General features: G+C 58.8%; 21 protein-coding genes. 13 read left to right on the top strand and 8 right to left on the bottom strand.

Annotated features, from left to right (window positions below; all coding sequences use genetic code 11):
• Positions 1 to 39: 39 nt before the first annotated feature.
• Positions 40 to 1548 carry a choline-sulfatase gene (betC, locus tag D8779_RS13310; RefSeq protein ID WP_136664962.1) on the bottom strand — a complete coding sequence of 503 codons (1509 nt, stop codon included), beginning with the start codon at positions 1546 to 1548 and terminating at the stop codon, positions 40 to 42.
• Between the two features lie 112 nt (positions 1549 to 1660).
• On the opposite strand from betC, the gene D8779_RS13305 reads away from it, so the two are divergent.
• Positions 1661 to 2578 (top strand): choline sulfate utilization transcriptional regulator, encoded by a 918-nt coding sequence (locus D8779_RS13305; protein ID WP_136664961.1) that lies wholly within the window; start codon positions 1661 to 1663, stop codon positions 2576 to 2578.
• 15 nt (positions 2579 to 2593) lie between these two features.
• Here D8779_RS13305 and D8779_RS13300 read toward each other — a convergent pair whose 3' ends face one another.
• Positions 2594 to 3175 carry an alpha/beta hydrolase gene (locus D8779_RS13300; RefSeq protein ID WP_136664960.1) on the bottom strand — a complete coding sequence of 194 codons (582 nt, stop codon included), beginning with the start codon at positions 3173 to 3175 and terminating at the stop codon, positions 2594 to 2596.
• Positions 3176 to 3432: 257 nt separating this feature from the next.
• Between D8779_RS13300 and oscA the strand changes: the two genes are divergently transcribed.
• The 5 genes from oscA (at position 3433) to D8779_RS13275 (ending at position 7647) form a co-directional block, all read left to right on the top strand.
• On the top strand, positions 3433 to 3615 hold the full coding sequence (gene oscA, locus D8779_RS13295; protein WP_136664959.1) for a sulfur starvation response protein OscA: 183 nt from the start codon (positions 3433 to 3435) through the stop codon (positions 3613 to 3615).
• 170 nt (positions 3616 to 3785) lie between these two features.
• Positions 3786 to 4796: a sulfate ABC transporter substrate-binding protein gene (locus D8779_RS13290; protein ID WP_136664958.1), complete on the top strand. Its 1011-nt coding sequence runs from the start codon at positions 3786 to 3788 to the stop codon at positions 4794 to 4796.
• A 153-nt stretch (positions 4797 to 4949) separates the two neighbouring features.
• Positions 4950 to 5768: a sulfate ABC transporter permease subunit CysT gene (gene cysT, locus D8779_RS13285; RefSeq protein ID WP_136664957.1), complete on the top strand. Its 819-nt coding sequence runs from the start codon at positions 4950 to 4952 to the stop codon at positions 5766 to 5768.
• A gap of 10 nt (positions 5769 to 5778) precedes the next feature.
• Positions 5779 to 6651, top strand: a complete 873-nt coding sequence (gene cysW / locus D8779_RS13280; RefSeq protein WP_136664956.1) for a sulfate ABC transporter permease subunit CysW — start codon at positions 5779 to 5781, stop codon at positions 6649 to 6651.
• 3 nt (positions 6652 to 6654) lie between these two features.
• Entirely contained in the window at positions 6655 to 7647 is a 993-nt protein-coding gene (locus tag D8779_RS13275; protein WP_136664955.1) for a sulfate/molybdate ABC transporter ATP-binding protein, read from the top strand.
• An 80-nt stretch (positions 7648 to 7727) separates the two neighbouring features.
• Here D8779_RS13275 and D8779_RS13270 read toward each other — a convergent pair whose 3' ends face one another.
• Genes D8779_RS13270 through D8779_RS13260 form a run of 3 tightly spaced genes read right to left on the bottom strand, consistent with a single transcriptional unit; the run spans position 7728 to position 10879 of the window.
• Complete coding sequence (locus D8779_RS13270; protein WP_136664954.1) at positions 7728 to 8072, bottom strand: YdbL family probable chaperone protein; 345 nt, start codon at positions 8070 to 8072, stop codon at positions 7728 to 7730.
• An 11-nt stretch (positions 8073 to 8083) separates the two neighbouring features.
• Positions 8084 to 8275, bottom strand: a complete 192-nt coding sequence (locus tag D8779_RS13265) for a YnbE family lipoprotein (protein WP_136664953.1) — start codon at positions 8273 to 8275, stop codon at positions 8084 to 8086.
• 15 nt (positions 8276 to 8290) lie between these two features.
• On the bottom strand, positions 8291 to 10879 hold the full coding sequence (locus D8779_RS13260) for an intermembrane phospholipid transport YdbH family protein (protein ID WP_136664952.1): 2589 nt from the start codon (positions 10877 to 10879) through the stop codon (positions 8291 to 8293).
• A gap of 147 nt (positions 10880 to 11026) precedes the next feature.
• Between D8779_RS13260 and D8779_RS13255 the strand changes: the two genes are divergently transcribed.
• The 4 genes from D8779_RS13255 to D8779_RS13240 all read left to right on the top strand — a co-directional run bounded on the left by D8779_RS13255 (position 11027) and on the right by D8779_RS13240 (position 14756).
• Positions 11027 to 11395, top strand: a complete 369-nt coding sequence (locus tag D8779_RS13255) for an antitoxin Xre/MbcA/ParS toxin-binding domain-containing protein (protein WP_136664951.1) — start codon at positions 11027 to 11029, stop codon at positions 11393 to 11395.
• Between the two features lie 251 nt (positions 11396 to 11646).
• Positions 11647 to 12399: an RES family NAD+ phosphorylase gene (locus D8779_RS13250; RefSeq protein ID WP_136664950.1), complete on the top strand. Its 753-nt coding sequence runs from the start codon at positions 11647 to 11649 to the stop codon at positions 12397 to 12399.
• Between the two features lie 381 nt (positions 12400 to 12780).
• The gene (locus D8779_RS13245) at positions 12781 to 13185 is read left to right on the top strand and encodes a tetratricopeptide repeat protein (protein WP_136664949.1); all 405 of its coding nucleotides are present in this window, start codon (positions 12781 to 12783) and stop codon (positions 13183 to 13185) included.
• Between the two features lie 206 nt (positions 13186 to 13391).
• Positions 13392 to 14756, top strand: a complete 1365-nt coding sequence (locus D8779_RS13240) for a DNA recombination protein RmuC (RefSeq protein ID WP_167492581.1) — start codon at positions 13392 to 13394, stop codon at positions 14754 to 14756.
• A gap of 96 nt (positions 14757 to 14852) precedes the next feature.
• Here the strand turns inward: D8779_RS13240 and D8779_RS13235 are convergent, their stop codons facing one another.
• Both D8779_RS13235 and D8779_RS13230 read right to left on the bottom strand, forming a co-directional pair.
• Positions 14853 to 15770, bottom strand: a complete 918-nt coding sequence (locus tag D8779_RS13235) for an alpha/beta fold hydrolase (RefSeq protein ID WP_136664947.1) — start codon at positions 15768 to 15770, stop codon at positions 14853 to 14855.
• Positions 15771 to 16166: 396 nt separating this feature from the next.
• Complete coding sequence (locus D8779_RS13230) at positions 16167 to 17423, bottom strand: MgtC/SapB family protein (RefSeq protein ID WP_136664946.1); 1257 nt, start codon at positions 17421 to 17423, stop codon at positions 16167 to 16169.
• 148 nt (positions 17424 to 17571) lie between these two features.
• Between D8779_RS13230 and D8779_RS13225 the strand changes: the two genes are divergently transcribed.
• The 3 genes from D8779_RS13225 (at position 17572) to D8779_RS13215 (ending at position 20605) form a co-directional block, all read left to right on the top strand.
• Positions 17572 to 18285 (top strand): AzlC family ABC transporter permease, encoded by a 714-nt coding sequence (locus D8779_RS13225; RefSeq protein WP_136664945.1) that lies wholly within the window; start codon positions 17572 to 17574, stop codon positions 18283 to 18285.
• Positions 18285 to 18614 carry an AzlD domain-containing protein gene (locus D8779_RS13220; RefSeq protein ID WP_136664944.1) on the top strand — a complete coding sequence of 110 codons (330 nt, stop codon included), beginning with the start codon at positions 18285 to 18287 and terminating at the stop codon, positions 18612 to 18614. The genes D8779_RS13225 and D8779_RS13220 overlap by 1 nt, the downstream gene beginning before the upstream one ends.
• Positions 18615 to 18730: 116 nt before the next feature.
• Positions 18731 to 20605, top strand: a complete 1875-nt coding sequence (locus D8779_RS13215) for an MFS transporter (RefSeq protein ID WP_136664943.1) — start codon at positions 18731 to 18733, stop codon at positions 20603 to 20605.
• 69 nt (positions 20606 to 20674) lie between these two features.
• Here D8779_RS13215 and sugE read toward each other — a convergent pair whose 3' ends face one another.
• Positions 20675 to 20989: a quaternary ammonium compound efflux SMR transporter SugE gene (gene sugE / locus D8779_RS13210; RefSeq protein WP_136664942.1), complete on the bottom strand. Its 315-nt coding sequence runs from the start codon at positions 20987 to 20989 to the stop codon at positions 20675 to 20677.
• Positions 20990 to 21094: the final 105 nt, after the last annotated feature.

Below are 21094 nucleotides of genomic sequence, written 5' to 3'. Positions count from 1 at the left end.
ATTAATTATTAGTGATGGTTCAACGGCAGTGGCTTGCAATCAGAGTTGCGGAAAACGGGCGCGACGTTCGAGGTCGTCGAGATCAATGTGGTTGCGCATGTACTGTTGGCTGGCGTCGACCATCGGTTGATGGTCCCAGCTGTTTAGCGCCCCGTGGGTCAGGGCGCTGGCGACGAAACGTCGGCGGCGCTGGCTGGCCAGGGTGGCTTGGTGAATGGCCGGCATGTCCCAGCGTGCCTGCGCCTGGTTGATAAAATCGGCCAGCAAACCCTGATGCTCGGCGGATTCGGCGAGGTTTTCGCGCTCCTGCGGGTCGTGACGCAGGTTGAACAGCAGCAGGGGATCCTGCTGCGAGTAGATAAATTTCCAGTCGCCCTGGCGAATCATCATCAACGGGCTGATGCTGCCTTCGGCCATATATTCGCCAATCACTTCATCGTGGCCCTGACGGCCTTCGAGGTGCGCCAGCAGGGAGCGGCCATCCAGCGGCAGATCGTCTTGCAGCGTGCCACCTGCCAACTCCACCAGGGTCGGCAGCAGGTCCATGGTCGAGACGTTTTGGCTCACCCGGCGAGCGGCGAACTGCTTGGGCGCATGCACCAGCAGCGGCACGCGGGCGGCCATTTCAAACCAGTGCATCTTGTACCAGAGGCCGCGCTCGCCAAGCATGTCACCGTGATCACCAGAGAACACGATGATGGTGTTATCGCTCAGGTTGCAGGCTTCCAGGGTTTTCAGCAGCTTGCCAATGTTGCTGTCGATATAACTGCAGGCGCCGAAGTAGGCGCGTCGTGCGTCTTTGATCTTCTGCGCGGGCAGCGGCTTGTCCCATAGGTCGATGACTTTCATCAGCCGCTGCGAGTGCGGGTCCTGCTCGGCCTGATCGATGTGCTGGCTAGGCAATGGGATGTCCTCATCGCGGTAGAGGTCCCAGAATTCGGCCGGAATGGTGTAGGGGTCATGCGGGTGGGTCATCGATACGGTCAGGCAAAAGGGCTGTTCGCCGGCGCTGCGCACATGGTCATACAAATACTGCTGGGCCTTGAACACCACCTCCTCATCGAAATCCAGCTGATTGGTGCGCACGCACGGCCCAGCCTGCAACACCGAGGACATGTTGTGGTACCAGCTGGCGCGCACGTCCGGCTCGTCCCAGTTCACCGCCCAGCCATAATCGGCGGGGTAGATGTCGCTGGTCAGGCGCTCTTCATAACCATGTAGCTGGTCCGGACCGCAGAAATGCATCTTGCCCGACAGCGCGGTGCGGTAGCCCAGGCGGCGCAGGTAATGGGCGTAGGTCGGCACATCGGCGGGAAAGTCGGCGGCGTTGTCGTAGGCACCGATTTTCGAGGGTAACTGGCCGCTGACCAGAGTAAAGCGCGATGGCGCGCAGAGTGGGCTGTTGCAATAGGCGGCATCGAACACTACGGCATCGGCGGCGAGGCGCATCAGGTTAGGCATCTGGATTGGCGAGGCGGCATCGTGCAGCGGCAGAATCGGCGCGGCCATCTGATCGGCCATGATAAAGAGGATGTTTGGGCGTTTCATGGCAGCCGGTATTCCATATAAAAGATTTATGCGAAAGTGCTGGCTTGATCATCCAGCTTAGAAAAAGCTGGGTAAACCTGCTGTCAGTGGATGCATTGGATAACCTGAGCTTATGTTTGAACGCATTGATGGGGTGTCGCTGGATGTGCTGCGGGTGTTCGAGTCCGCTGCTCGCCAGCTGAGCTTTACCGCCGCAGCCAATGAGCTGGGCACCAGCCAGCCGGCCATCAGCCAGCAGATCAAACGCCTGGAGCAGCAGCTGGCCATTCGTCTGTTCGATCGGGTTTACCGTGGGATTGCCCTGACCGATGCCGGTGAGCTTTTGCAGAGTTATGTACAGGATGGCTTGCAGAGCCTGGATGCCGGGCTGCTGGCGGTCACCGCGCAACAGCAGCATGAGGTGCTGCAGGTGGCCACCGATTTTGCCTTTGCCGCTTACTGGCTGATGCCGCGTTTGCAACGCTTCCACCAGTTGCACCCGGAAGTGGATGTCAGCCTGATCACCAGCGAGCGCGACCAGGGCGCGTTGCCGGCGGAGATCGATGTGGCGATCAACTTCGGCGATGGACGTTTCAAACATGCCGAGGCGCAGCTGATGTTCCGCGAAGAGGTGTTTGCGGTGTGTAGCCCGCAGCTGCTCAAAGGGCAAACACTACCGTTGCCACCGGCTGCGCTGGCCAGCCTGCCGCTGCTGCATCTGCGCCCGGAAAACCGTTCGCGTTGGTTCGATTGGGCGGGGCTGTTTCGCGCCTTGGGTCTGCAGCAAACGCCGAGCCCAGGCAGCCTGCGTTTCGATAACTACACGCTGCTGATTCAGGCCGCTATTGCCGGGCAGGGCGTGGCTATCGGCTGGCGGCATCTGGTCGATGAGCTGCTTACGCAGAACCTGCTGTGCCGCGTGGGCGATGAAGTCGCGCACTCGGACATGGGGTATTACCTGGTGCTGCCTGAGCGCAAACGGCGCCAACGTCTGACTCAGGTATTTGTCGATTGGCTGCAGGTCGAACTGGCTAAGGGGCCAGGCGTTTAAACCGCGTATTGGCCGTTAGGCGCGGCGGCGCTCGGTTTGTTCGATGCGGCTCTGCAGGCGATAGAGGTAGGCAAAACCCTGCTCCCAGCGCTGGTGCCCCGACGTCACGTTGATATGCCCGGCACCGCCGAGAATCGTTACATCGCTGCCCCAGTTGCGGGCCAGCTCGATTGCCCTCGCTGCACTGGCAGCGGTGTCGTTATCCGAGCCGACCAATTGGCTGGGGAAGGGCAGCAGGTGCTGCGGGATCGGCGCAAAGTTCTGCAGCGCTGGCGGGCAGTTGGCCCGTTCTACGTCAGCCGGAGCTACCAGTAGTGCGGCTTTTACCCGGTGTAGTGATTCGAGCGGTGCCTGCGTGGCCCAATGCGCCACCGTAATGCAGCCCAGGCTGTGGGCAATCAGGATGGTCGGGCGCGGATCGCTGGCGATGCTGCGCTGCAACTCGGCCACCCACTCCTCACGCTGTGGCGTTAACCAGTCGGTCTGCTCAACCCGCTCGCTGTTCGGCAGGCTACGCTGCCAGTGGCTTTGCCAATGCTCGTCGGCCGATCCTTGCCAGCCCGGCACTATCAGGTAACGGATGGTTTGGTTGCGCATCGTGCGCCCTCCTGCAGATGTGAATGGCTGCAGTGTAGGGAGGACTGATAAATATCAAAAAGAATAAGTAATTATTTGCTTATGCCTGAAATTGCATTTTCTGCGGGAGAAGGTTATGGATTTGTATATTCTAAAAAAGTATATAAATGTTATTAAATAATATTTCTAAGAATATAGATGCCTCTCTATTATCCGCTCCACGCCCACTGAGTACGGCCATTTTTTGCCGCGTATAGAGGCGCTTCAGGAGCATTTACATGACTGCAAGCCCCCATAGCCTTGACGCTCAGGACGACGCCAGCATCCTGCGCGAGATCCAGGCTGCGCTGCATGGCCTGAAGTTTGGCTCGGTGGAAATCACCGTGCACAACGGCCAGCTCGTACAGATCGAACGCAAGGAAAAGTTTCGCCCCCATGCTCAGAGCAACAAGAGCAGTTGAAGCCACCAATCGATACAGCCCACCCGTAACAAAGCCCGACCGGACCACCGGAGGGCGTGCAATGAAAAGCGTCGAGCCCATGCGCTATCTGCCATGTAACCACGGTAGGTAGCGCGAGCAGTCGACCCATTGAACGCCAATCCCATATTTGTCCCAGTAGGAGCTGCACCATGTCCATTCGCCGTTTTGCTTTTGCCGCCCTCGCCAGTGCACTGACTATTGCCGGGGCCGCAGGCCCGGTAGCCGCCGCAGAAACCCTGCTCAACGTGTCCTACGATCCGACCCGTGAGCTGTACAGTGAATTCAACGCCGCCTTCAACAAGCACTGGCAAGCCCAGGGCAATGAGGCTGTGACCATCCAGCAATCCCACGGTGGTTCGGGCAAGCAGGCTCGTGCGGTAATCGATGGTCTGCGTGCTGACGTGGTGACTCTGGCTTTATCCGGTGACATCGACGAGCTGTACAAGCTTGGCAAGTTGATCCCGGAAAACTGGCAGGAGCGCCTGCCGCAATCGAGCACGCCCTACACCTCGACCATTGTGTTCTTGGTGCGCAAGGGCAACCCGCAAGGCATCAAGGACTGGGATGACCTGGTCAAGCCGGGCGTTGCAGTGATCACCCCGAACCCGAAAACCTCTGGCGGCGCACGCTGGAACTTTCTCGCCGCCTGGGCCTATGCACAGCAGAAATACGGCAGTGAAGAGAAAGCCCAAACGTTCGTTGGGCAGCTCTATAAAAACGTGCCGGTACTCGACACCGGTGCCCGTGGCTCGACCATCACCTTTGTTAATAATCAGATCGGTGACGTGTTGCTGGCCTGGGAAAACGAAGCCTTCCTGGCGCTAAAGGAAGAGGGCGGCGACAACTTTGAAATCGTCGCGCCGTCGCTGTCGATCCTGGCCGAGCCGCCAGTGGCTGTAGTCGATGAAAACGTCGACAAGAAGGGCACGCGCACAGTGGCCGAGGCCTACCTCAACTACCTGTACAGCGACGAAGGTCAGCGTCTGGCAGCCAAGCATTTCTATCGTCCACGTAACGAGGCGATTGCGGCTGAGTTTTCCACGCAATTCCCGGCGCTGAAACTGGTGACCATCGACAAAAACTTCAACGGTTGGAAAACCGCACAGCCGAAGTTCTTCAATGATGGTGGGGTCTTCGATCAGATCTATCAGGTGCAGTAAGCCGTAGTTCGTAGGGTGGATCACGCCTCACCGATCCACCATCGATCTCCGCGAAGGCACCGCTGGTGGAAGTGAAAAGCGACTTCCACCCTACGGCCGACTCTCGTTTGCAACGCACCAATCCTTCGCCACATAACCCGCCAAGGCCAAACCATGTCTCGTCGTACTTCTCCGGTCATTCCCGGCTTCGGGCTGACGCTGGGCTACACCCTGGTGTACCTCAGCCTGCTGGTGCTGATTCCGCTGGGGGCCATGTTCGTGCACGCCGCGCAACTCACCTGGGCTGAGTTCTGCGCCATCATTTCCGCTCCGCGAGTAGTGGCTGCGCTCAAGTTGAGTTTCGCCACGGCCTTTGTCGCGGCAATCATCAACGGCATTATCGGCACCGTGCTGGCTTGGGCGCTGGTGCGTTACAGCTTTCCAGGCCGCAAGGTTATCGAGGCGATGATCGATTTGCCCTTTGCCTTGCCCACCGCCGTTGCCGGTATCGCCCTGACTGCCTTGTATGCCCCCAGCGGCCTGGTCGGTCAGTTCGCCACCGAGCTGGGTTTCAAAATTGCCTACACCCCCATCGGCATTACCCTGGCACTGACCTTTGTCACCCTGCCGTTTGTGGTGCGCACCCTGCAACCGGTGCTGGCCGATATTCCCCGTGAGGTCGAAGAGGCAGCGGCCTGCCTCGGTGCCAAACCGCTGCAGGTGTTTCGCCATGTGCTGCTGCCGGCGTTACTGCCTGCCTGGCTCACCGGTTTTTCCCTAGCCTTTGCGCGCGGCGTCGGTGAGTACGGATCGGTGATTTTTATCGCCGGAAATATGCCGATGAAAACCGAAATATTGCCGCTGCTGATCATGGTCAAGCTCGACCAGTACGATTACACCGGCGCTACGGCTATTGGCGTGTTGATGCTGGTGGTCTCCTTCATTCTGCTGCTGCTGATTAACCTGCTGCAGCGCCAGATCGCTAAATCCTGAGGAGGTCGCCATGTCTTCTGTAACCCTAAGCGCGTCAGCCTCGGCCAACGCCGCACGGCGCGGTAATCAGCTCGGTCGCAGGCTGCTGATCATCAGCGCCTGGCTGGTGTTTGTGCTGTTCCTCGTGTTGCCGCTGTTTATCGTGCTGAGCGAAGCGTTGAAGCACGGCTTTGGCACCTTCTTCGGCGCAATTTTCGAACCTGACGCTATCAGTGCGCTGAAGCTGACCCTGCTTGCCGTGGGCATTTCGGTGCCACTCAACCTGGTGTTCGGCGTGGCCGCTGCCTGGTGTGTGAGCAAGTACGCGTTTCGCGGCAAGAGCTTGCTGGTGACCCTGATTGACCTGCCGTTCTCGGTATCGCCGGTGATCGCCGGTCTGATCTACGTGCTGCTATTCGGCGCGCAGGGCTTTATTGGCCCCTGGCTGCGTGAGCACGACATCCAGATCATCTTCGCTTTGCCGGGCATCGTCCTGGCCACGGTGTTTGTCACCGTGCCCTTTGTCGCCCGTGAGCTGATTCCGCTGATGCAGCAGCAAGGCACCCAGGAGGAGGAGGCCGCCCGCCTGCTCGGCGCCAACGGCTGGCAAATGTTCTGGCATGTGACCCTGCCAAATATCAAATGGGGCCTGATCTACGGTGTGGTGTTGTGTACCGCGCGGGCCATGGGTGAGTTCGGCGCGGTGTCGGTGGTCTCCGGGCATATCCGTGGTTACACCAATACGTTGCCGCTGCACGTCGAGATTCTCTACAACGAATACAACCACGTCGCCGCCTTTAGCGTCGCCAGCCTGCTGCTGTTGCTGGCGGTGTTTATCCTGCTGCTCAAGCAGTGGAGCGAGTCGCGTATTAACCGCCTGAAAGCCAGTGCTGGTGAGGAATAAGCCATGTCCATCGTAGTCTCCAACGTCAGCAAGAACTTCAATGCGTTTAAAGCGCTGAACGACATCAGTGTCCATATTCAGAGTGGTGAATTGGTGGCCTTGCTCGGCCCGTCCGGCTGCGGCAAAACCACCTTGCTGCGCATCATCGCCGGCTTGGAAACGCCAGACAGCGGCAGCATTGAGTTCCACGGCGAAGACGTGTCTAAGCACGATGTGCGTGACCGTAACGTCGGCTTCGTGTTTCAGCATTACGCGTTGTTCCGCCACATGACCGTCTTCGACAACGTCGCGTTTGGTCTGCGCATGAAGCCCAAGAAGCAGCGCCCGAATGAGAATGTGATCAAGAAGAAGGTTCACGACCTGCTCGAACTGGTGCAGCTCGACTGGCTGGCGGATCGCTACCCGGAGCAGCTTTCCGGTGGCCAGCGCCAACGCATCGCCCTGGCTCGCGCCCTGGCGGTGGAGCCCAAAGTGCTGCTGCTCGACGAACCCTTCGGTGCGTTGGATGCCAAGGTGCGTAAAGAACTGCGCCGCTGGTTGGCACGTCTGCATGAAGAAGTGCACCTAACCTCGGTATTCGTCACCCACGACCAGGAAGAAGCCATGGAAGTGGCGGATCGCATCGTGGTGATGAACAAGGGTGTGGTTGAGCAGATCGGCACGCCGGCTGAGGTGTACGAGAAGCCGGCCAGTGATTTCGTCTACCACTTCTTGGGTGATGCCAACCGCCTGTATGTCGGCGATGACCACCATGTGCTGTTCCGCCCGCACGAAATTCATCTTTCGCGTCAGGCCGAAACGGGCCATCAGGCCGGCGAAGTACGTGATATTCGTCCACTCGGCGCAATCACCCGGGTGACCCTCAAGGTCGCCGGGCAGAGCGAACCGATTGAAGCCGAAGTGGCCAAGGATCACCTCAGTCTGGCCAACCTGGCCCGTGGTGAAACCCTGTACTTCAAGCCGAAAGCGGGGCAACCGGTGATTCAGCAGCGCTGAGTTTAGCGCTGGGTAAAACCAACAAGGAGCGCAGTGCGCTCCTTGTTGGTTTACGGCGGTGAATCTATGAATTCAGGCGGTTACTTGAGTACCCATTTACCCTCTAGTTGAATCAATTGGCCTGGTGGCGTTTTTTCGATGGCTTTCTTGCCGGCAATGGCTTCCACATCGCTCAATTTGATGCCGTTCTGGCTCGCCAGCTTCTCGTACTCGGCGCGGCGTGCCTGGTTGATTAATTTGGCAACTTCGGCGACCTGGGTATCGCCCCGGACGACCCCCAGATAGCCATTGGGCATTTCACCCAGCTGACCGCTGGCTTTGGCATCGCCCAGGGCGGACATGGCTTCGTTGAGGTTCAGGGCTACGGCCGGAAGGCTCAGGCTGAGCAGCAGCAATAGGCCGGCAAGGCGCTTATAGATGTTCATATTTGGGCTCCTTAGAACAATCCGCTGGATTCGCTGAACATGCTGTCCAGGGCTTTATCCACCTTGATGTAGATTTCATGCTCAATCTTCACATTTAGGTTGATATTGATCGGCTCATTGGGCATCGCCAGCTGCACGGTCGGGGTGCAGGCGGTGCTGAGCAGCCCTAGTAGCAGGACGACGAAACAACTACGCAAGCGCATGGCGCTTCTCCTTGATCATGGCTCTGTCGGGGCCGTTTTGGCATTGCGCTCCAGCATACGCTGTTGCACACGTTGCTGGATGATGTCGCTGACTTTGTCGGTCAGTTGCAGGCTGGCCAGTAGGGTCGGGATATCTTCTTCCAGATTGATATTGAAGTGGATCGGTCGACCCTGTTCGATGGCCGGATTCTGACCCTCTAAGCGCATGACCAGGGCTAGTTTGCCTTCTTGGTTGTAGTCGACCTGGCTGCTCAGGGTGGTGAAGCGAAAATCCTCCAGCGATTGGGTTACCAGCTGCATCGCCGGGTTGCTGCGGCCCAGGGCGCGGATACGTTCGGAGTGAAATTGCAAACGCCCCCCAGGTTGGCGCGCTGCCAGTTGGCCCTGTTCGATGGTTACGCCTTGGCGGCTTATCTGTAGCGGCAAATAGCCGTCGAGGGTGCCGGTGCCTGCCAAACCCTCTGTTGGGTAGAGGATAAACAGCTGCTCAAGTTCCAGGCCCTGCACCTGCACAGGGAACAGCAGCGGTTTGGTGGCCAGGTTCCATTGTCCTGGCGTCAGTTGCAGCTTGCCGCCCATCAGAGCAGCTTCGGCCTGGCGCAGCTGTAGCTGGCCGTGGGTGGGTGTTTGCAGCGCGGCGCTGTAGCGGCCGCGCAATTGCACCGGGCCCAGCGGTATGCCGGGGTTGGCCTGGGCCAGGCGCAGTTCGTTCAACTCAAGCTGCAGTTGCTTGGGGTCGATTTGCGCACTTATCTTGCCGTCCAGGCCCTCCAGCGCGGTGCGGTCATAAATCCCACCCAGGCCTTTGCCAGTCAGTTCAAGTTTGACGGTGGGCAACTGCTGATCGCTGGCCAGGCTCAGGCTGGCGTTGCCGTTCAGGCGGCCATTGTTCAGCTCCAGCAAGGCTGGCCAGGCGCTGAAGCTGTCTTGCAGTGGGTTGCCGCTACGCAGAAACAGTTCCGTTAGCTGTGCTTGCAGGCTCAGGCCCTTGGTGTTGTTGTGTTGTGCCTGCAGCTTGAATTGCAGCCCGGCATCGTTACGCAGCGTGCCGTTCAGTTCTGCCTGCTGCTGATTGGCATTTATGGGGCCTTGCCAGTACCAGCGCTGTGGCTGCAATTGCTCATGCTGCAGTTGTGCACTGAGGTCGAGGGGGCCTTGCAGCTGCCAGTCTTGCAGCGCGCCTGCCGCCAGTTGTGCATGCAGTTGCAGCCCGTTACTGCTGGCCTTGAGTTGCTGCGCCTGCACGTTCGCACTGCTTAGGTGCTGCAGGCTGAGCTGTGAGCCTTTTCTGAGGGTGAGATCCAGCTGCTGTGCATCCAGATAAGCGTCGAGTGGCAACTGCGTCTGCAGTGCACCGATCTCCCAGCCCTTCAGCTGAAATTCAGGGCTGGATGCGCTAAAGCTGCCGCCCTGCAGTTGCAGTCCCCAGGGCAGGCCATTGGCCAGAGCCAACGTGCCCTGCAGTTTGAATTGGCTGCGTCCTTGGCCACTGAGCTGGAGTTGCAGGGGCAGGGCGCGATCAGCCAGTTGTGGCGACAGGTTGTCAGGCTTTTCCGTGGCCTGGATATTTAGCTGTAACGCATCGGGATGCAGCGCTGCCGGTACGCCGCTGATAAGGCCCTTGGCAATCTGCTTGAGGCTAAGGTCTGCGCTCAGGCTATCTGCCAGCCAGTGCCCATCCAGCGCCTTGGCAGACAGATCGAAGCTGCCTTGCAGTTCGCCGATAGCGGGAATTGGCCAGGGCTCTGGCAGGTTGGCGCTGGCCTGCACCTGGCCGCTGGCCTGCTGCAGTTGCGCCAGGTTAAGGACGCCAGGTGCAAGCTGCAGTTGCCAGCTCGCCTTCAGTAATGCCGCTACCGGAGCCTTCGGTAGCGTACCAGGGGCATTGGGCAGCCATTGGCTAAGCCAGCTCTGCAATATTTCACTTTGCTGCAGATCGCCATTGAAGTCGCCTTGCCAGAGTTGCCCGGAGGCACTCTGTTGCAGGCTGCTGGTGAGTTGCAGTTGCGGCTGCTGATTGATCGCCAGGCTCAATTGCAGATCTGCCGCTGCAGGGCCGCCCTGCAACTGAGCGTGCCAGCGCAGTTGGTGCTGTTGATGTTGCAGGTTGAGCTGCGCATCAAGCTGCGTTGCTTGTTTAAGCAGCTGCAGATCGCCCAACAGCTGGCAGCGCGTGCTGGCGCAGGGCAGCTCGATTTGCAGTGCATCAATCTGCACGCGTTGCGGCAAGAGGCTGATAACGGCGGCTAGCTGCTCCAGCGGCACCTCAAAATCCGTGCTGTCGTCAGATGCGGGCTCGGGTCGAGAGGGAAAGCTCAGTTGCAGGCTTGTGATCTGCACCCGCTGCCAGAAGGGCGGCGCCAGGCTGAAACCACGCCATTGCAATTGCACCTGCTGCAGCTGCAGTGCGCCGCTGGGGTGCTGCAGGCTGAGTTGCTCAAGCTGGATGGCCTGGGTGGATAGGCCCAGGCCGCGCCATTCGAGCTGTTTGATCTGCTCGCGTTCAAGCAGGCGAGTCAGGCTCACATAGCCGTAAGCGCCAAGCAGGACGAGCAGTAAAACCAGGCAACTGATAAGTCGCAGCCAGGTGCGCCGGCTGGGCATAAGCACTGATCCATAGTGGGGAAGTTGCGTGGCAGGACGTTAACCCATGTCTGGCAGACTGCCAATCACAGGTTATTCTGTGCTGTGTAATAACAGCATTTAGTGGTAGTTTTGTTGTAAATAGACATTGAGAAGTAGGAGGCCGTGATGAGCGCATTGATTCGATCGGTTGCCGACGCCGATGCGGTGCTGGCCAAAGCGCTGCTGAGTACCCGCGAACAACTGGACCTGACCCAGCAGGAGCTGGCGGACATCATTGGTGTACACCGTACGGCCATCTCGCGCTGGGCCGACGGCGGCTTGCGGGTACACAGCAAGACCGGTGAGCTGGCCCTGTTGCTGATTCGCGTATACCGCTCATTGTTTGCCCTGTTCGGCGGTAATCTGCCGGATATGCAGCATTTTTTGCGCACCGATAACCGTCATCTGGATGCGCCGCCACTGTCGCTGATGATGCAGGTGCAGGGGCTGGTGCGGGTGGTGGAGTATTTAGATGCGATTCGTGGCAAAGGCTAGAAGCTGCTGATGACCTGCTGCGCGTCGGCCCTGCTGCGTTAAGAACAGGCTCGGATGCGAGCCCGCTCACCCTGCGGGCCAGCCGTTGGCTGTTACTCCGCTGCGCTACGTGTCTCGTGCTTTGACCAGCCGAAGGCTGTTACTAACGTAGCGCCTTGCAGGGCTCTAGCTCGCGAGGTCCTAAACAGCGCCTAAATAGCAATCTACAAGCGCAGCGCCCAACAATAATAAAAGTTAAGGACAACGCCACCATGGATATCTGGCAACACTGCCAAGGCCCGCAGCAGATCAAGCCATTGCGCGGGCGCCTGGTGCGTCTGGTTGAGAGTCAGGCCCAGGTCGCCACGTTGCAACTGGTCGACACCCTCGCCGAGCAGGCGCTGCTCGAGGAGTTGCTGGAGGCTAGCAAACCGCCGTTGCCGCGCAGTGCCGAACCCCTGCATTACTTGCTGAAAACCCCGTTCCGTTATCCACCGCTGCGTTGGGGTTCGCGCTTTGGTTCTGTACATGAGCCGAGCTTGTTCTATGGTGCACTGCGTATCGACACGGCAATGGCGGAAGCGGCCTATTACCGTTTTTTACTCTGGGATGGCATGAGTATCGCGCCGCCCAGTGGGCGCATTCTTTCCGAGCACTGCACCTTCGAGGCGCGTTATCAGGTAACGCGTGGTATTCAATTGCAGCACCCACCGTTTGCAGATTTTCAGGCTGAGCTTTGTCATGCCAGCGCCTATCAACCCTGTCAGGCAATTGGTGCTGCTATGCGCAGCGCCGGGGTGGAAGCGTTCGAATACCGTTCGGCGCGTTGCCCGTTGAAAGGCAACAATGTGGCGCTGTTTGTCCCTGATGCGTTGGCGGAAAAACGTCCGCGCAACCTAATGAGTTGGTTGTGCGAAACCACCGACGAGTATGTCGCCTTCAAAAGTGCCCAGGTTCCAGATACTCCTCGAGTCTTTCGTTTGGCGGCGTATCAGCGTGATGGTCGCCTGCCGCGCCCGGCCTAGAGGGGTGTGCACGGGTGACTATTTTTTGCCCTTTAAAAGGGCGGGTTGAGCCAGTGGCGCGCAGACTTGTGCACAATTGCGATGCGCCTTGTCAAGCAGGATTCAGTGATTGACGTAAACCCTTGATTCTTTTTGTTGATTTTATAAGTCAATGAAATATATGGTTTTTTTCTTCTGGTGAAAAAACCACCAGTTTGACCTTGAGCCCCACAGCATAGGCGCTGAGAGCGCTTGCTCCCATGTTATCCACGAAGTTATCCACAGCTTTTGTGGATTAACTCGAGCGCTTGCTCTAGACCGCAGGTTGGCGCTCGCTGCAGGGCTTTACCTTGGTGAAAAAAAGAGTAGAGTGGCGCGCCTTCCCGGCTACCGCTGCTTTTTATGCCTCGCGTAATCACTCGACTTGTTGTTAACCCCGCGACTGCTCCGCGATTGCCAACGCGTGTTGCGTTGTGGCTACTGGACAGTCCTCGTCTCGGCGCTACGCCTAGCGTTAAACGCTTTGCCGGTCGCCTGCTCAAGCAGCCTGCTTTGCAGGGTGTGGTGCAGGCGCAGAGTCGGCTGGGGCAAATGCTCTGCCGTGATTGCGGCAATCCGCGTGATCGGCGCATGGGTTTTGAGCTGCTGCGCCAGGCCGCCCGCGCCGGCGATATGGGCGCTCAGCTGGAGCTTGGTCAACTCTATAGTCAGCCGCGTAACCGTGAACCGCAGCAGGCCCGCCATTGGCTGGAGCTAGCTGCGGGGCAGGGTTCGCCAGAGGCGCAGCAACTGCTTAAACAGCTCTAGAACCCGTTCAGGGTCTTACGCAATGGGCCGTTCTGCAAGAATACTGGTTATACTGCCAGTACTTTTATGCGGAGCTGCTTATGCCCATCGATCTGTCCACCGCTTTGGCGCCTGCGCTGCTCGGTTTTGCCGCCGCAGCACTTCCTCTTCTATATATGGCCTGGTCGCTGCAACGCCGCCTGGCCAGCCAGCAGCTGGAATTCGGCCTGTTGCAGGAGCGCCTGAGTAACGCGCAGTTGGCTCAGACCGGCCTCGCGGTGCAACTGGATGATTGCCGTGAGGAAATCGCCGAGATCAGCGAGATCAAGGCCGATCAGCAGGCCGAACTGGCCGCACTGCGCCGTGAAACCGACTTGCTGCAGCAGGAGCGGCAGATCGCCCGCGAAGCCGCCCAGGCTTGGGCCAGCCAACGCGCACAGCAGGAAGGCGAAATCCGCCGTCTGGACGCTCAGCGTGCCGCTCTCAGCGCCGAACTTAAAGAGCAGCAAGACAGCCATCAACAACGCCTGAGCGACCTACAAGGCTCACGTGATGAACTGCGTGCGCAGTTCGCCGAGCTGGCGGGCAAGATCTTCGATGAGCGCGAGCAGCGTTTTGCCGAAACTAGCCAACAGCAGCTTGGCCAATTGCTCGACCCGCTCAAGGAACGCATCCAATCCTTCGAAAAACGTGTGGAAGAAAGCTACCAGCAGGAGGCTCGCGAGCGCTTTTCCTTAGGCAAAGAACTGGAACGTTTGCAGCAGCTCAACCAGCGTCTGGGTGATGAGGCGACCAACTTAACCCGCGCCTTAAAGGGCCAGAAAACCCAAGGTAATTGGGGCGAGCTGGTGCTTGAGCGCGTGCTTGAACACGCGGGGCTGGAGAAGGGCCGGGAGTACCAAACCCAGGTCAGCCTAAAGAGCGCCGACGGCGAACGTTTTCAGCCGGATGTGCTGATCCAGCTACCCGGCGACAAGCAGGTGGTGGTGGATGCCAAAGTCAGCCTCACCGCTTACCAGCAATTTATTGCCGCTGATGACGAGCCGGCTCGGCAACAAGCCTTGAAGCAGCATGTGTTGTCATTGCGCAGCCATCTCAAGGGCCTGTCGTTGAAGGATTATCAGCGCCTGGAGGGGCTACACAGCCTGGATTTTGTTCTGCTTTTCGTGCCGATAGAGGCGGCCTTTGCGGCGGCGTTGCAGGCTGACCCCGGCTTGTTTCAGGAGGCCTTTGATCAGCATATCGTTATCGTCAGCCCGACTACCTTGCTGGCCACCTTACGGGTGATCGACAGCCTGTGGCGCCAGGAGCGACAAAGCCAGAATGCCCGTGAAATTGCTGAGCGCGCTGGCGCGCTGTATGACAAGTTCGTCGCCTTTATCCAGGACCTGGATGAAATGGGCGCGCGCCTGCAGCAACTGGATAAAGCCTACGCTGGCGCGCGTAATAAGCTTTACGAGGGGCGCGGCAATATCATCAGCCGGGTGGAAAACCTCAAGCTGCTCGGTGCTCGCGCCAGTAAAAGCCTACCTGCCGATTTGCTTGAGCAGGCCGCCGGCGTAAGTGTGCTGGATGACGAGATGGCCGAGTAGGGCGTATCACTGGGTGTTGGTCTGAATTTTCTGCTGCCACCGGGCGTTGCTCGGTGGTTTTGTATGAGGCGATAGGTGCGCAAAGATGCGCTTGTTTTAGTTGTGTGGCACCTGCGCAGTGAACTCACGCAGCCAAGCGGCCAGCTGCTGTGGCTCGGCCAGCAGTTGCCAGTGCCCGGCGTTCACTTCGCGCCGCTGTAGCTTTGGCGCCCAGTGCTGCAGTTGCTCGAACAGTTGTGGGCGGACAAAACGATCATGGGTCGGCACTATTAATTGCACCGGCACTTGGGTGTGACGCTGGCGCGGCTTGAACAGGCTGCGCATAAAGTTGGCGCGGTACAGCTTGACCCCGTGCACACCGTCAGAGCGCTGGCTGCTGCTGGCCGCAACATTGCGCAGCCCTTCGACCTTGCGCAGCAGCTGTGGCCAGGCGCGGTCCAGGCCCAGGCGCCAGGTCAGTTCGGGCAGCAGTGGCATGTGAAACAGCGCGATATACCAGGAACTAAGCAGTTGCCCGAGCACTTGCAGCAGTGCGCGCGGAGTCTTCTGCTTGAGCTTGCCGCGCATCCAGTGGCCAACATGGTCCAGGCACGGCCCGGAGATGCTGGTGTAAGAGCTCAGCAGCGGCTGAATACGTGGTTCAGTGACGGCCTCCCAGGCCTGAATCGAGCCCCAGTCATGGGCCACCAGATGCACTGGCTGGTCTGGACTAAGGACTTTGATTACCGCCTCTACATCATTGGCGAGCTTCTCCAGATGGTAATCCAGACGCTTGCGTGGAATATCCGATGCGCCAAAGCCGCGCACGTCATAGGCAATGATTTGGTAGTCGGCGGCCAGTTCGCGCACCAGCGGTAGCCATATTTCATGGCTGTCCGGGTAGCCGTGTACCAATAGCAGGACCGGGCCGCTCTTAAGCCCCCAGCGGTAGGTTGCCAGCGCCACCCCATCACCCTGAACACTCAACTGTTTGGCCTGTAAGCCATCATTTGACAACCGTGCTGGCGCGTTCATGCTGGCACCTGGGGCCGGGCAGTGCGCCGTATAGAGCCAAGCTGTTTGGCGAATAGAGCGGTGCAGGTGGGCATGATGTGTCTCCAGGGTGGCGTGGTCGAGTGTAGGGCGCTCCAGGCTATTGTTGGGTGTTCCGTGTGCTTGTGCCTAGCCATGAGTGGCGTTCAGTGCAGGCTCAGTTACCGTATAACCCATAGGCCTCGCAAGGCTCTGGGCTGAGGTTGTTACGACTTTTTAGGCATAGGTGGATAAAGCGGGTTCGGTAAGTCCAGCCCTTGGTTGGGGTGGTTGCGAGGCAGCACTACGCGGTGTAGTCGAAGGGGCACCATCGCCGGTTCTAGGTCGGCAATTGGCAGTGGGTCATAGGCGCGCAAGAGAAAGGGGGCTCGCGCCGGCTTAGTGCAGCAGCAACACCGCAGCGCCGGCCAATAGACCCGCAGCCATTATCGGCAGGGTCATCAAGGCCAACCTGCGGCCACCAATCAAGGCGATCAGAAAGCCTTTGACCAGACTGTTACTCAGGGCCGCGAGGAAGATGCCTTGCACGGCAACTTGGGTAGCCAGTTCGCCCTGAGCGCTGCGTGACAGCGAGAGGGTGATGGCATCCACATCGGCCAAGCCCGAAAGCAGTGCCACCAGATACACCCCCGCGTCACCAAACTCGTGCTGCGCGCCTTCGACCATGAGCAGGATCAGCGCCAGTAGCGCGGCAAAACGCAAAGCAGGGCCTAGCTCGAAGGGGTTTTTAAGTGGCGGTTCGGCGGCCTCTTCAGGCTCGTTACCGGCGCGGTGGAAGTACAACAAAGCGCCGCTGGCGTATATCAGTGTGGCGATGCCCAGGGGCCAGAACAGCTGCGGCAGCAGGTGGGCGTTTACCAGGCCGACTTCCAAGAGAATGCGCGGAAACATCAGGGCTGACGTGGCGAGCAGGCCGCAGGCCAGCATCGCGTGCAAGTTGCGACCAGAGGCCAGACGCGCCAGGGTCACGGTCATTGCTGTGGAGGACACCACGCCGCCCAGTAGTGCGGTGATCAGCAAGCCGCGGCGCATGCCCACCAGGCGTATTGCCACGTAAGCGGCAAAACCGATGCTGGCGATCAGCACCACCATCCACCAGATGGCGTAAGGATTGAACGTCTGCCAGGGGCCGTAACCTTGATTGGGCAGTGCGGGTAATAGCACCAAGGAAATAAACAGCAGCTTCAGTATCCCGGACAGTTCCGCCTCGCTGAGCCGCTGCAGTGCTCCGTGCAGGGACTGTTTGAGGCTCAGCAGCAGTGCCACCGCTACCGCACCCGAAGCCGCTAGGCCGGCATAACCGGCCATGGCCAGGCTGCCAAGCAGAAAAGTGATCAGTAACGCCACTTCGCTGGTAAGGCCTATATCGCCCAAGCGTTTCAGTTCGCCAAAGTAGGAGGCCATTACGAGGAGGGCAAAACCAGCAAAGATCACCGCCCAGGCGATGACGCCGAAGTGCTCCCCCAGCAGCATGGCAAAGGCGCCGAGCAGGCTGCTCAAGGCAAAGGTGCGAATGCCTGCGACCAGCTGTGAGTCATCGCTATTACGGCCCTGCCAGCCACGTTCGGCACCAATTAGCAGGCCGGCGGCCAAGGCACTGGCGAAATTCAGCAAGGTGGTGAGCGCTTCTGGCATGAGCAGATCCTAGGCGATGTAGGCGGCAGTCTAGCCAGTGGGCCTCGGGCTGTATTGCGCCAGATCAGTGTGTGGTGGCCTCGATGCGCAAGATTGTTCAAGACGAGGTGGCGCCGATCCGGCAGGCTGTTGGCTATCAGGAGGGCACATGAGCCGTTTGCAGCATTTTCTCTATGGATGTCGCGACAGTATTCCGATGATTGTCGGGATACTGCCGTTTGGATTGATCTACGGTGCGCTGGCCAGCCTCGCCGGGTTGAGCCTCGCTCAGGCGCTGGGCATGTCCTTGCTGGTGTATGCCGGCTCTGCGCAATTTATTGCCATCAGCCTGCTGACATTGGGCAGTGGCACGCTGGTGATTCTACTGACCACCTTGGTGGTTAACCTGCGTCATGTGCTCTACAGCGCCGCGTTACAGCCTTATGTGGGTGGGCTGTCGCAACGCTGGCGGGTGCCGCTGGCGTTCGGTTTGACCGATGAGGCCTTCGCCGTGGTGCAGCGCCGTTATCTGGCACGCGGCATGAGCGAGCACGGCCAGTGGTACCACGCGGGTGTGGCGTTGGCGCTGTACCTGTCCTGGGTGGGCAGCTCACTGGTGGGCGCACTGTTTGGCCAAAGCGTGCCGAATTTGGCGGGCTGGGGGTTGGACTTCGCCATGTTGGCGACATTCATTGGCATTGTGGTGCCGGCGTTGCGCAACCAGCCGCAAATTGCCGCTGCGCTGGTGGCTGGGGCTGTGGCGCTGCTGTGCCACGCCTGGCCATACAAATTAGGCTTAATGGCGGCCGCGCTAAGCGGTATTGCGGTCGGTGTATGGCTGGAGCGGCGCCAAGGGCCCGTTATCAGCGGGGAGGTCGTTTGATGGATGTGTGGCCGCTGATTCTCGGCATGGCGTTGATCACCTTCGCGATCCGCTACAGCCTGTTTGCTTTCCCTCATCTACGTTTCCCACCGTCGGTGCGTCAAGGCCTGCAGTACGTGCCGACTGCCGTATTGAGCGCCATTGTGCTGCCAGGCATGCTGATTCCCGATGGCCAGCAGTGGGCGTTCACGCTGCACAACGCATACTTGCTGGCTGGCCTGGCGACAATCGCCATCGCGGCCCTGACGCGACACTTGTTAGCGACCATTGCGGGAGGCCTGTTGGTGTTCTTTGTCGTGCGCGGGGTATTGGGGCAACTGCCGTTGTAGGGCCCGACCTTTGCGGGAAATGCCGCAAAAAGTACGCGTTGCTGTGGCTTTGTAGGGGGTTATTGCAGTCAAATACCGAACTACTCGCTTGGCCACTGCAGACAGGTACACGGACGATGACCGAACAATCACAATTCGCATTGCTGGGTAAAAAGCGCTTTTTGCCGTTTTTCCTGACCCAGTTGTTGGGTGCTTTCAATGACAACATCTTTAAGCAGTCACTGATTCTCGTCATTTTGTTCAAGATCAGTTCTGGGGCTGACAAAGCCTTGCTGATCAATCTTTGTGCCTTGTTGTTTATCCTGCCGTTCTTCTTGTTCTCGGCCCTCGGTGGCCAGTTTGGGGAGAAATTCGCCAAGGACGGGCTGATCCGCAAGATCAAATTCGCCGAGATTGTGATCATGCTGCTCGGCGCGGCTGGTGTGTTGCTCGGCAACCTACCGGTGATGCTCGGGGTGCTATTTGCCATGGGCACCCAGTCGGCGTTGTTTGGCCCCGTGAAGTATTCGATCCTGCCGCAGCACCTTGAGGAGCAAGAGCTGGTCGGTGGTAACGCATTGGTGGAAATGGGCACCTTCCTGGCTATCCTGGCCGGCACCATCGGTGCAGGTGTGATCATGGCCAGCAGTGGTTATGCGCATATCGTCGCCGCCTCAGTGGTGCTGGTGGCTGTATTGGGGTACTTCGCCAGTCGCAGTATTCCCGCCGCATCTGCTGCCATGCCACAGCTCAAGCTGGACTGGAACATTTTTCGCCAGTCCTGGCTGATCATGAAGCTTGGTTTGGGGCAGCGTCCGGCAGTGTCGCGCTCAATGGTGGGCAACTCCTGGTTCTGGTTCCTGGGTGCGGTGTACCTGACGCAGATTCCGGCGTATGCCAAAGAGTGGCTGTACGGTGATGAAAGCGTGGTCACCCTGATTCTTACCGTGTTCTCGGTCGGTATCGCCTTGGGTTCGATGCTTTGCGAGCGCATGAGTGGGCATAAGGTGGAGATCGGCCTGGTACCGTTCGGTTCGATCGGCTTGACGGTATTTGGCATTGCGCTGTGGTGGTTTTCTGGCGGGTTTCCCCAGGCGGCAGTACCCCATGATTGGCTGGCGGTGCTGAGTATTGGGCAGGCCTGGTGGATTCTCGGCTCGGTCCTCGGCATTGGCTTGTTCGGTGGTTTTTACATCGTGCCGCTGTATGCATTGATTCAGTCGCGCACCGTGGAGCATGAGCGAGCGCGGGTGATTGCCGCCAATAACATCCTTAACGCCCTGTTTATGGTGGTCTCGGCCATTGTCTCGATTCTGTTCCTGAGCGTTGCTGAGCTGTCGATCCCGCAGCTGTTTCTGGTCATCTCGCTGATGAATATTGCGGTCAACAGCTATATCTTCAAGATCGTTCCTGAATTCAGCATGCGCTTTATGATCTGGCTGCTTAGCCACTCGATGTACCGGGTTGAACACAAAGGGCTGGAGGCGATTCCTGACGAAGGCGCCGCGGTGCTTGTGTGCAACCACGTATCGTTTGTCGATGCGTTGCTGATCGGTGGTGCGGTGCGCCGGCCAGTGCGCTTTGTCATGTACTACAAAATCTACAACCTGCCAGTGCTTAACTTTATCTTCCGCACCGCAGGCACCGTGCCGATTGCCGGGCGCAGCGAAGACTTGCTGATTTACGATGCGGCGTTCAAAAAAATAGCCGAATACCTGCGCAACGGTGAGGTGGTATGCATCTTCCCAGAAGGCAAGTTGACCACTGATGGCGAGCTTAATGAGTTTAAAAACGGCATCGAACGGATCATAGAAGCCAACCCGGTTCCGGTTATTCCCATGGCCTTGCAGGGGCTGTGGGGGAGCTTTTTCAGCCGCGATCCGCACAAGGGTCTATTCAAGCGGCTGTGGTCGCGCATAACCCTGGTGGCCGGCACGCCAGTGGCTGCCGAGGCGGTCAAGTGCGAGCTGTTACAGGCTCAGGTGGAGGCGCTGCGGGGGGCGCGGCGTTAACTCAGTGGTATCAAAAAGCCCGCCTATTGGCGGGCTTTTTTAGCATGGCTGAAAGAGCCTGCAGGCCGCTCAATGGCTCAGTTTCAACCCAAGTAGGCCGCAAACAATCAGCGCCACGCTGGCCAGGCGGATCAGCGCCATGGACTCGCCGAACAGGATGATGCCGGCGATTACCGTGCCTACCGCACCGACGCCGGTCCAGATCGCATAGGCGGTGCCCAGTGGCAATTCCTTCATGGCTAAGCCCAGCAAGCCGAGGCTGATAATCATCGCCGCAACGGTGAGCAGGGTAGGCAGTGGGCGGGTAAAACCGTCGGTGTATTTCAGGCCTACTGCCCAGCCGACTTCAAATAAGCCGGCAAAAAACAGAATGATCCAGGACATGCTGACTTCCAGATAGTGGGAGGGGTCGTCCCCTGGTGGGTCACTCAGTAAGTGGCGAGGTCGTCCTCGCGCTGTGCAGTATTTTGCACATTAGGCGTGTTGAGG

This window comes from Pseudomonas leptonychotis (genome assembly GCF_004920405.1).
GTDB classification, from domain to species: Bacteria; Pseudomonadota; Gammaproteobacteria; order Pseudomonadales; family Pseudomonadaceae; genus Aquipseudomonas; species Aquipseudomonas leptonychotis.
The sequence above is the reverse complement of the archived record's forward strand: the minus strand, read 5'-3'. Positions and strand labels throughout refer to the sequence as shown.

Excerpts from the sequence above, each read along its gene's own strand:
- cysT (WP_136664957.1), top strand. The coding sequence starts at position 4,950 with ATGTCTCGTCGTACTTCTCCGGTCATTCCCGGCTTCGGGCTGACGCTG.
- D8779_RS13275 (WP_136664955.1), top strand. The coding sequence starts at position 6,655 with ATGTCCATCGTAGTCTCCAACGTCAGCAAGAACTTCAATGCGTTTAAA.
- D8779_RS13255 (WP_136664951.1), top strand. The coding sequence starts at position 11,027 with ATGAGCGCATTGATTCGATCGGTTGCCGACGCCGATGCGGTGCTGGCC.
- betC (WP_136664962.1), bottom strand. The coding sequence starts at position 1,548 with ATGAAACGCCCAAACATCCTCTTTATCATGGCCGATCAGATGGCCGCG.
- D8779_RS13290 (WP_136664958.1), top strand. The coding sequence starts at position 3,786 with ATGTCCATTCGCCGTTTTGCTTTTGCCGCCCTCGCCAGTGCACTGACT.
- oscA (WP_136664959.1), top strand. The coding sequence starts at position 3,433 with ATGACTGCAAGCCCCCATAGCCTTGACGCTCAGGACGACGCCAGCATC.
- D8779_RS13305 (WP_136664961.1), top strand. The coding sequence starts at position 1,661 with ATGTTTGAACGCATTGATGGGGTGTCGCTGGATGTGCTGCGGGTGTTC.
- D8779_RS13230 (WP_136664946.1), bottom strand. The coding sequence starts at position 17,423 with ATGCCAGAAGCGCTCACCACCTTGCTGAATTTCGCCAGTGCCTTGGCC.
- D8779_RS13265 (WP_136664953.1), bottom strand. The coding sequence starts at position 8,275 with ATGCGCTTGCGTAGTTGTTTCGTCGTCCTGCTACTAGGGCTGCTCAGC.
- D8779_RS13215 (WP_136664943.1), top strand. The coding sequence starts at position 18,731 with ATGACCGAACAATCACAATTCGCATTGCTGGGTAAAAAGCGCTTTTTG.
- D8779_RS13225 (WP_136664945.1), top strand. The coding sequence starts at position 17,572 with ATGAGCCGTTTGCAGCATTTTCTCTATGGATGTCGCGACAGTATTCCG.
- D8779_RS13250 (WP_136664950.1), top strand. The coding sequence starts at position 11,647 with ATGGATATCTGGCAACACTGCCAAGGCCCGCAGCAGATCAAGCCATTG.
- D8779_RS13300 (WP_136664960.1), bottom strand. The coding sequence starts at position 3,175 with ATGCGCAACCAAACCATCCGTTACCTGATAGTGCCGGGCTGGCAAGGA.
- D8779_RS13235 (WP_136664947.1), bottom strand. The coding sequence starts at position 15,770 with ATGAACGCGCCAGCACGGTTGTCAAATGATGGCTTACAGGCCAAACAG.
- D8779_RS13245 (WP_136664949.1), top strand. The coding sequence starts at position 12,781 with ATGCCTCGCGTAATCACTCGACTTGTTGTTAACCCCGCGACTGCTCCG.
- D8779_RS13220 (WP_136664944.1), top strand. The coding sequence starts at position 18,285 with ATGGATGTGTGGCCGCTGATTCTCGGCATGGCGTTGATCACCTTCGCG.
- cysW (WP_136664956.1), top strand. The coding sequence starts at position 5,779 with ATGTCTTCTGTAACCCTAAGCGCGTCAGCCTCGGCCAACGCCGCACGG.
- sugE (WP_136664942.1), bottom strand. The coding sequence starts at position 20,989 with ATGTCCTGGATCATTCTGTTTTTTGCCGGCTTATTTGAAGTCGGCTGG.
- D8779_RS13260 (WP_136664952.1), bottom strand. The coding sequence starts at position 10,879 with ATGCCCAGCCGGCGCACCTGGCTGCGACTTATCAGTTGCCTGGTTTTA.
- D8779_RS13270 (WP_136664954.1), bottom strand. The coding sequence starts at position 8,072 with ATGAACATCTATAAGCGCCTTGCCGGCCTATTGCTGCTGCTCAGCCTG.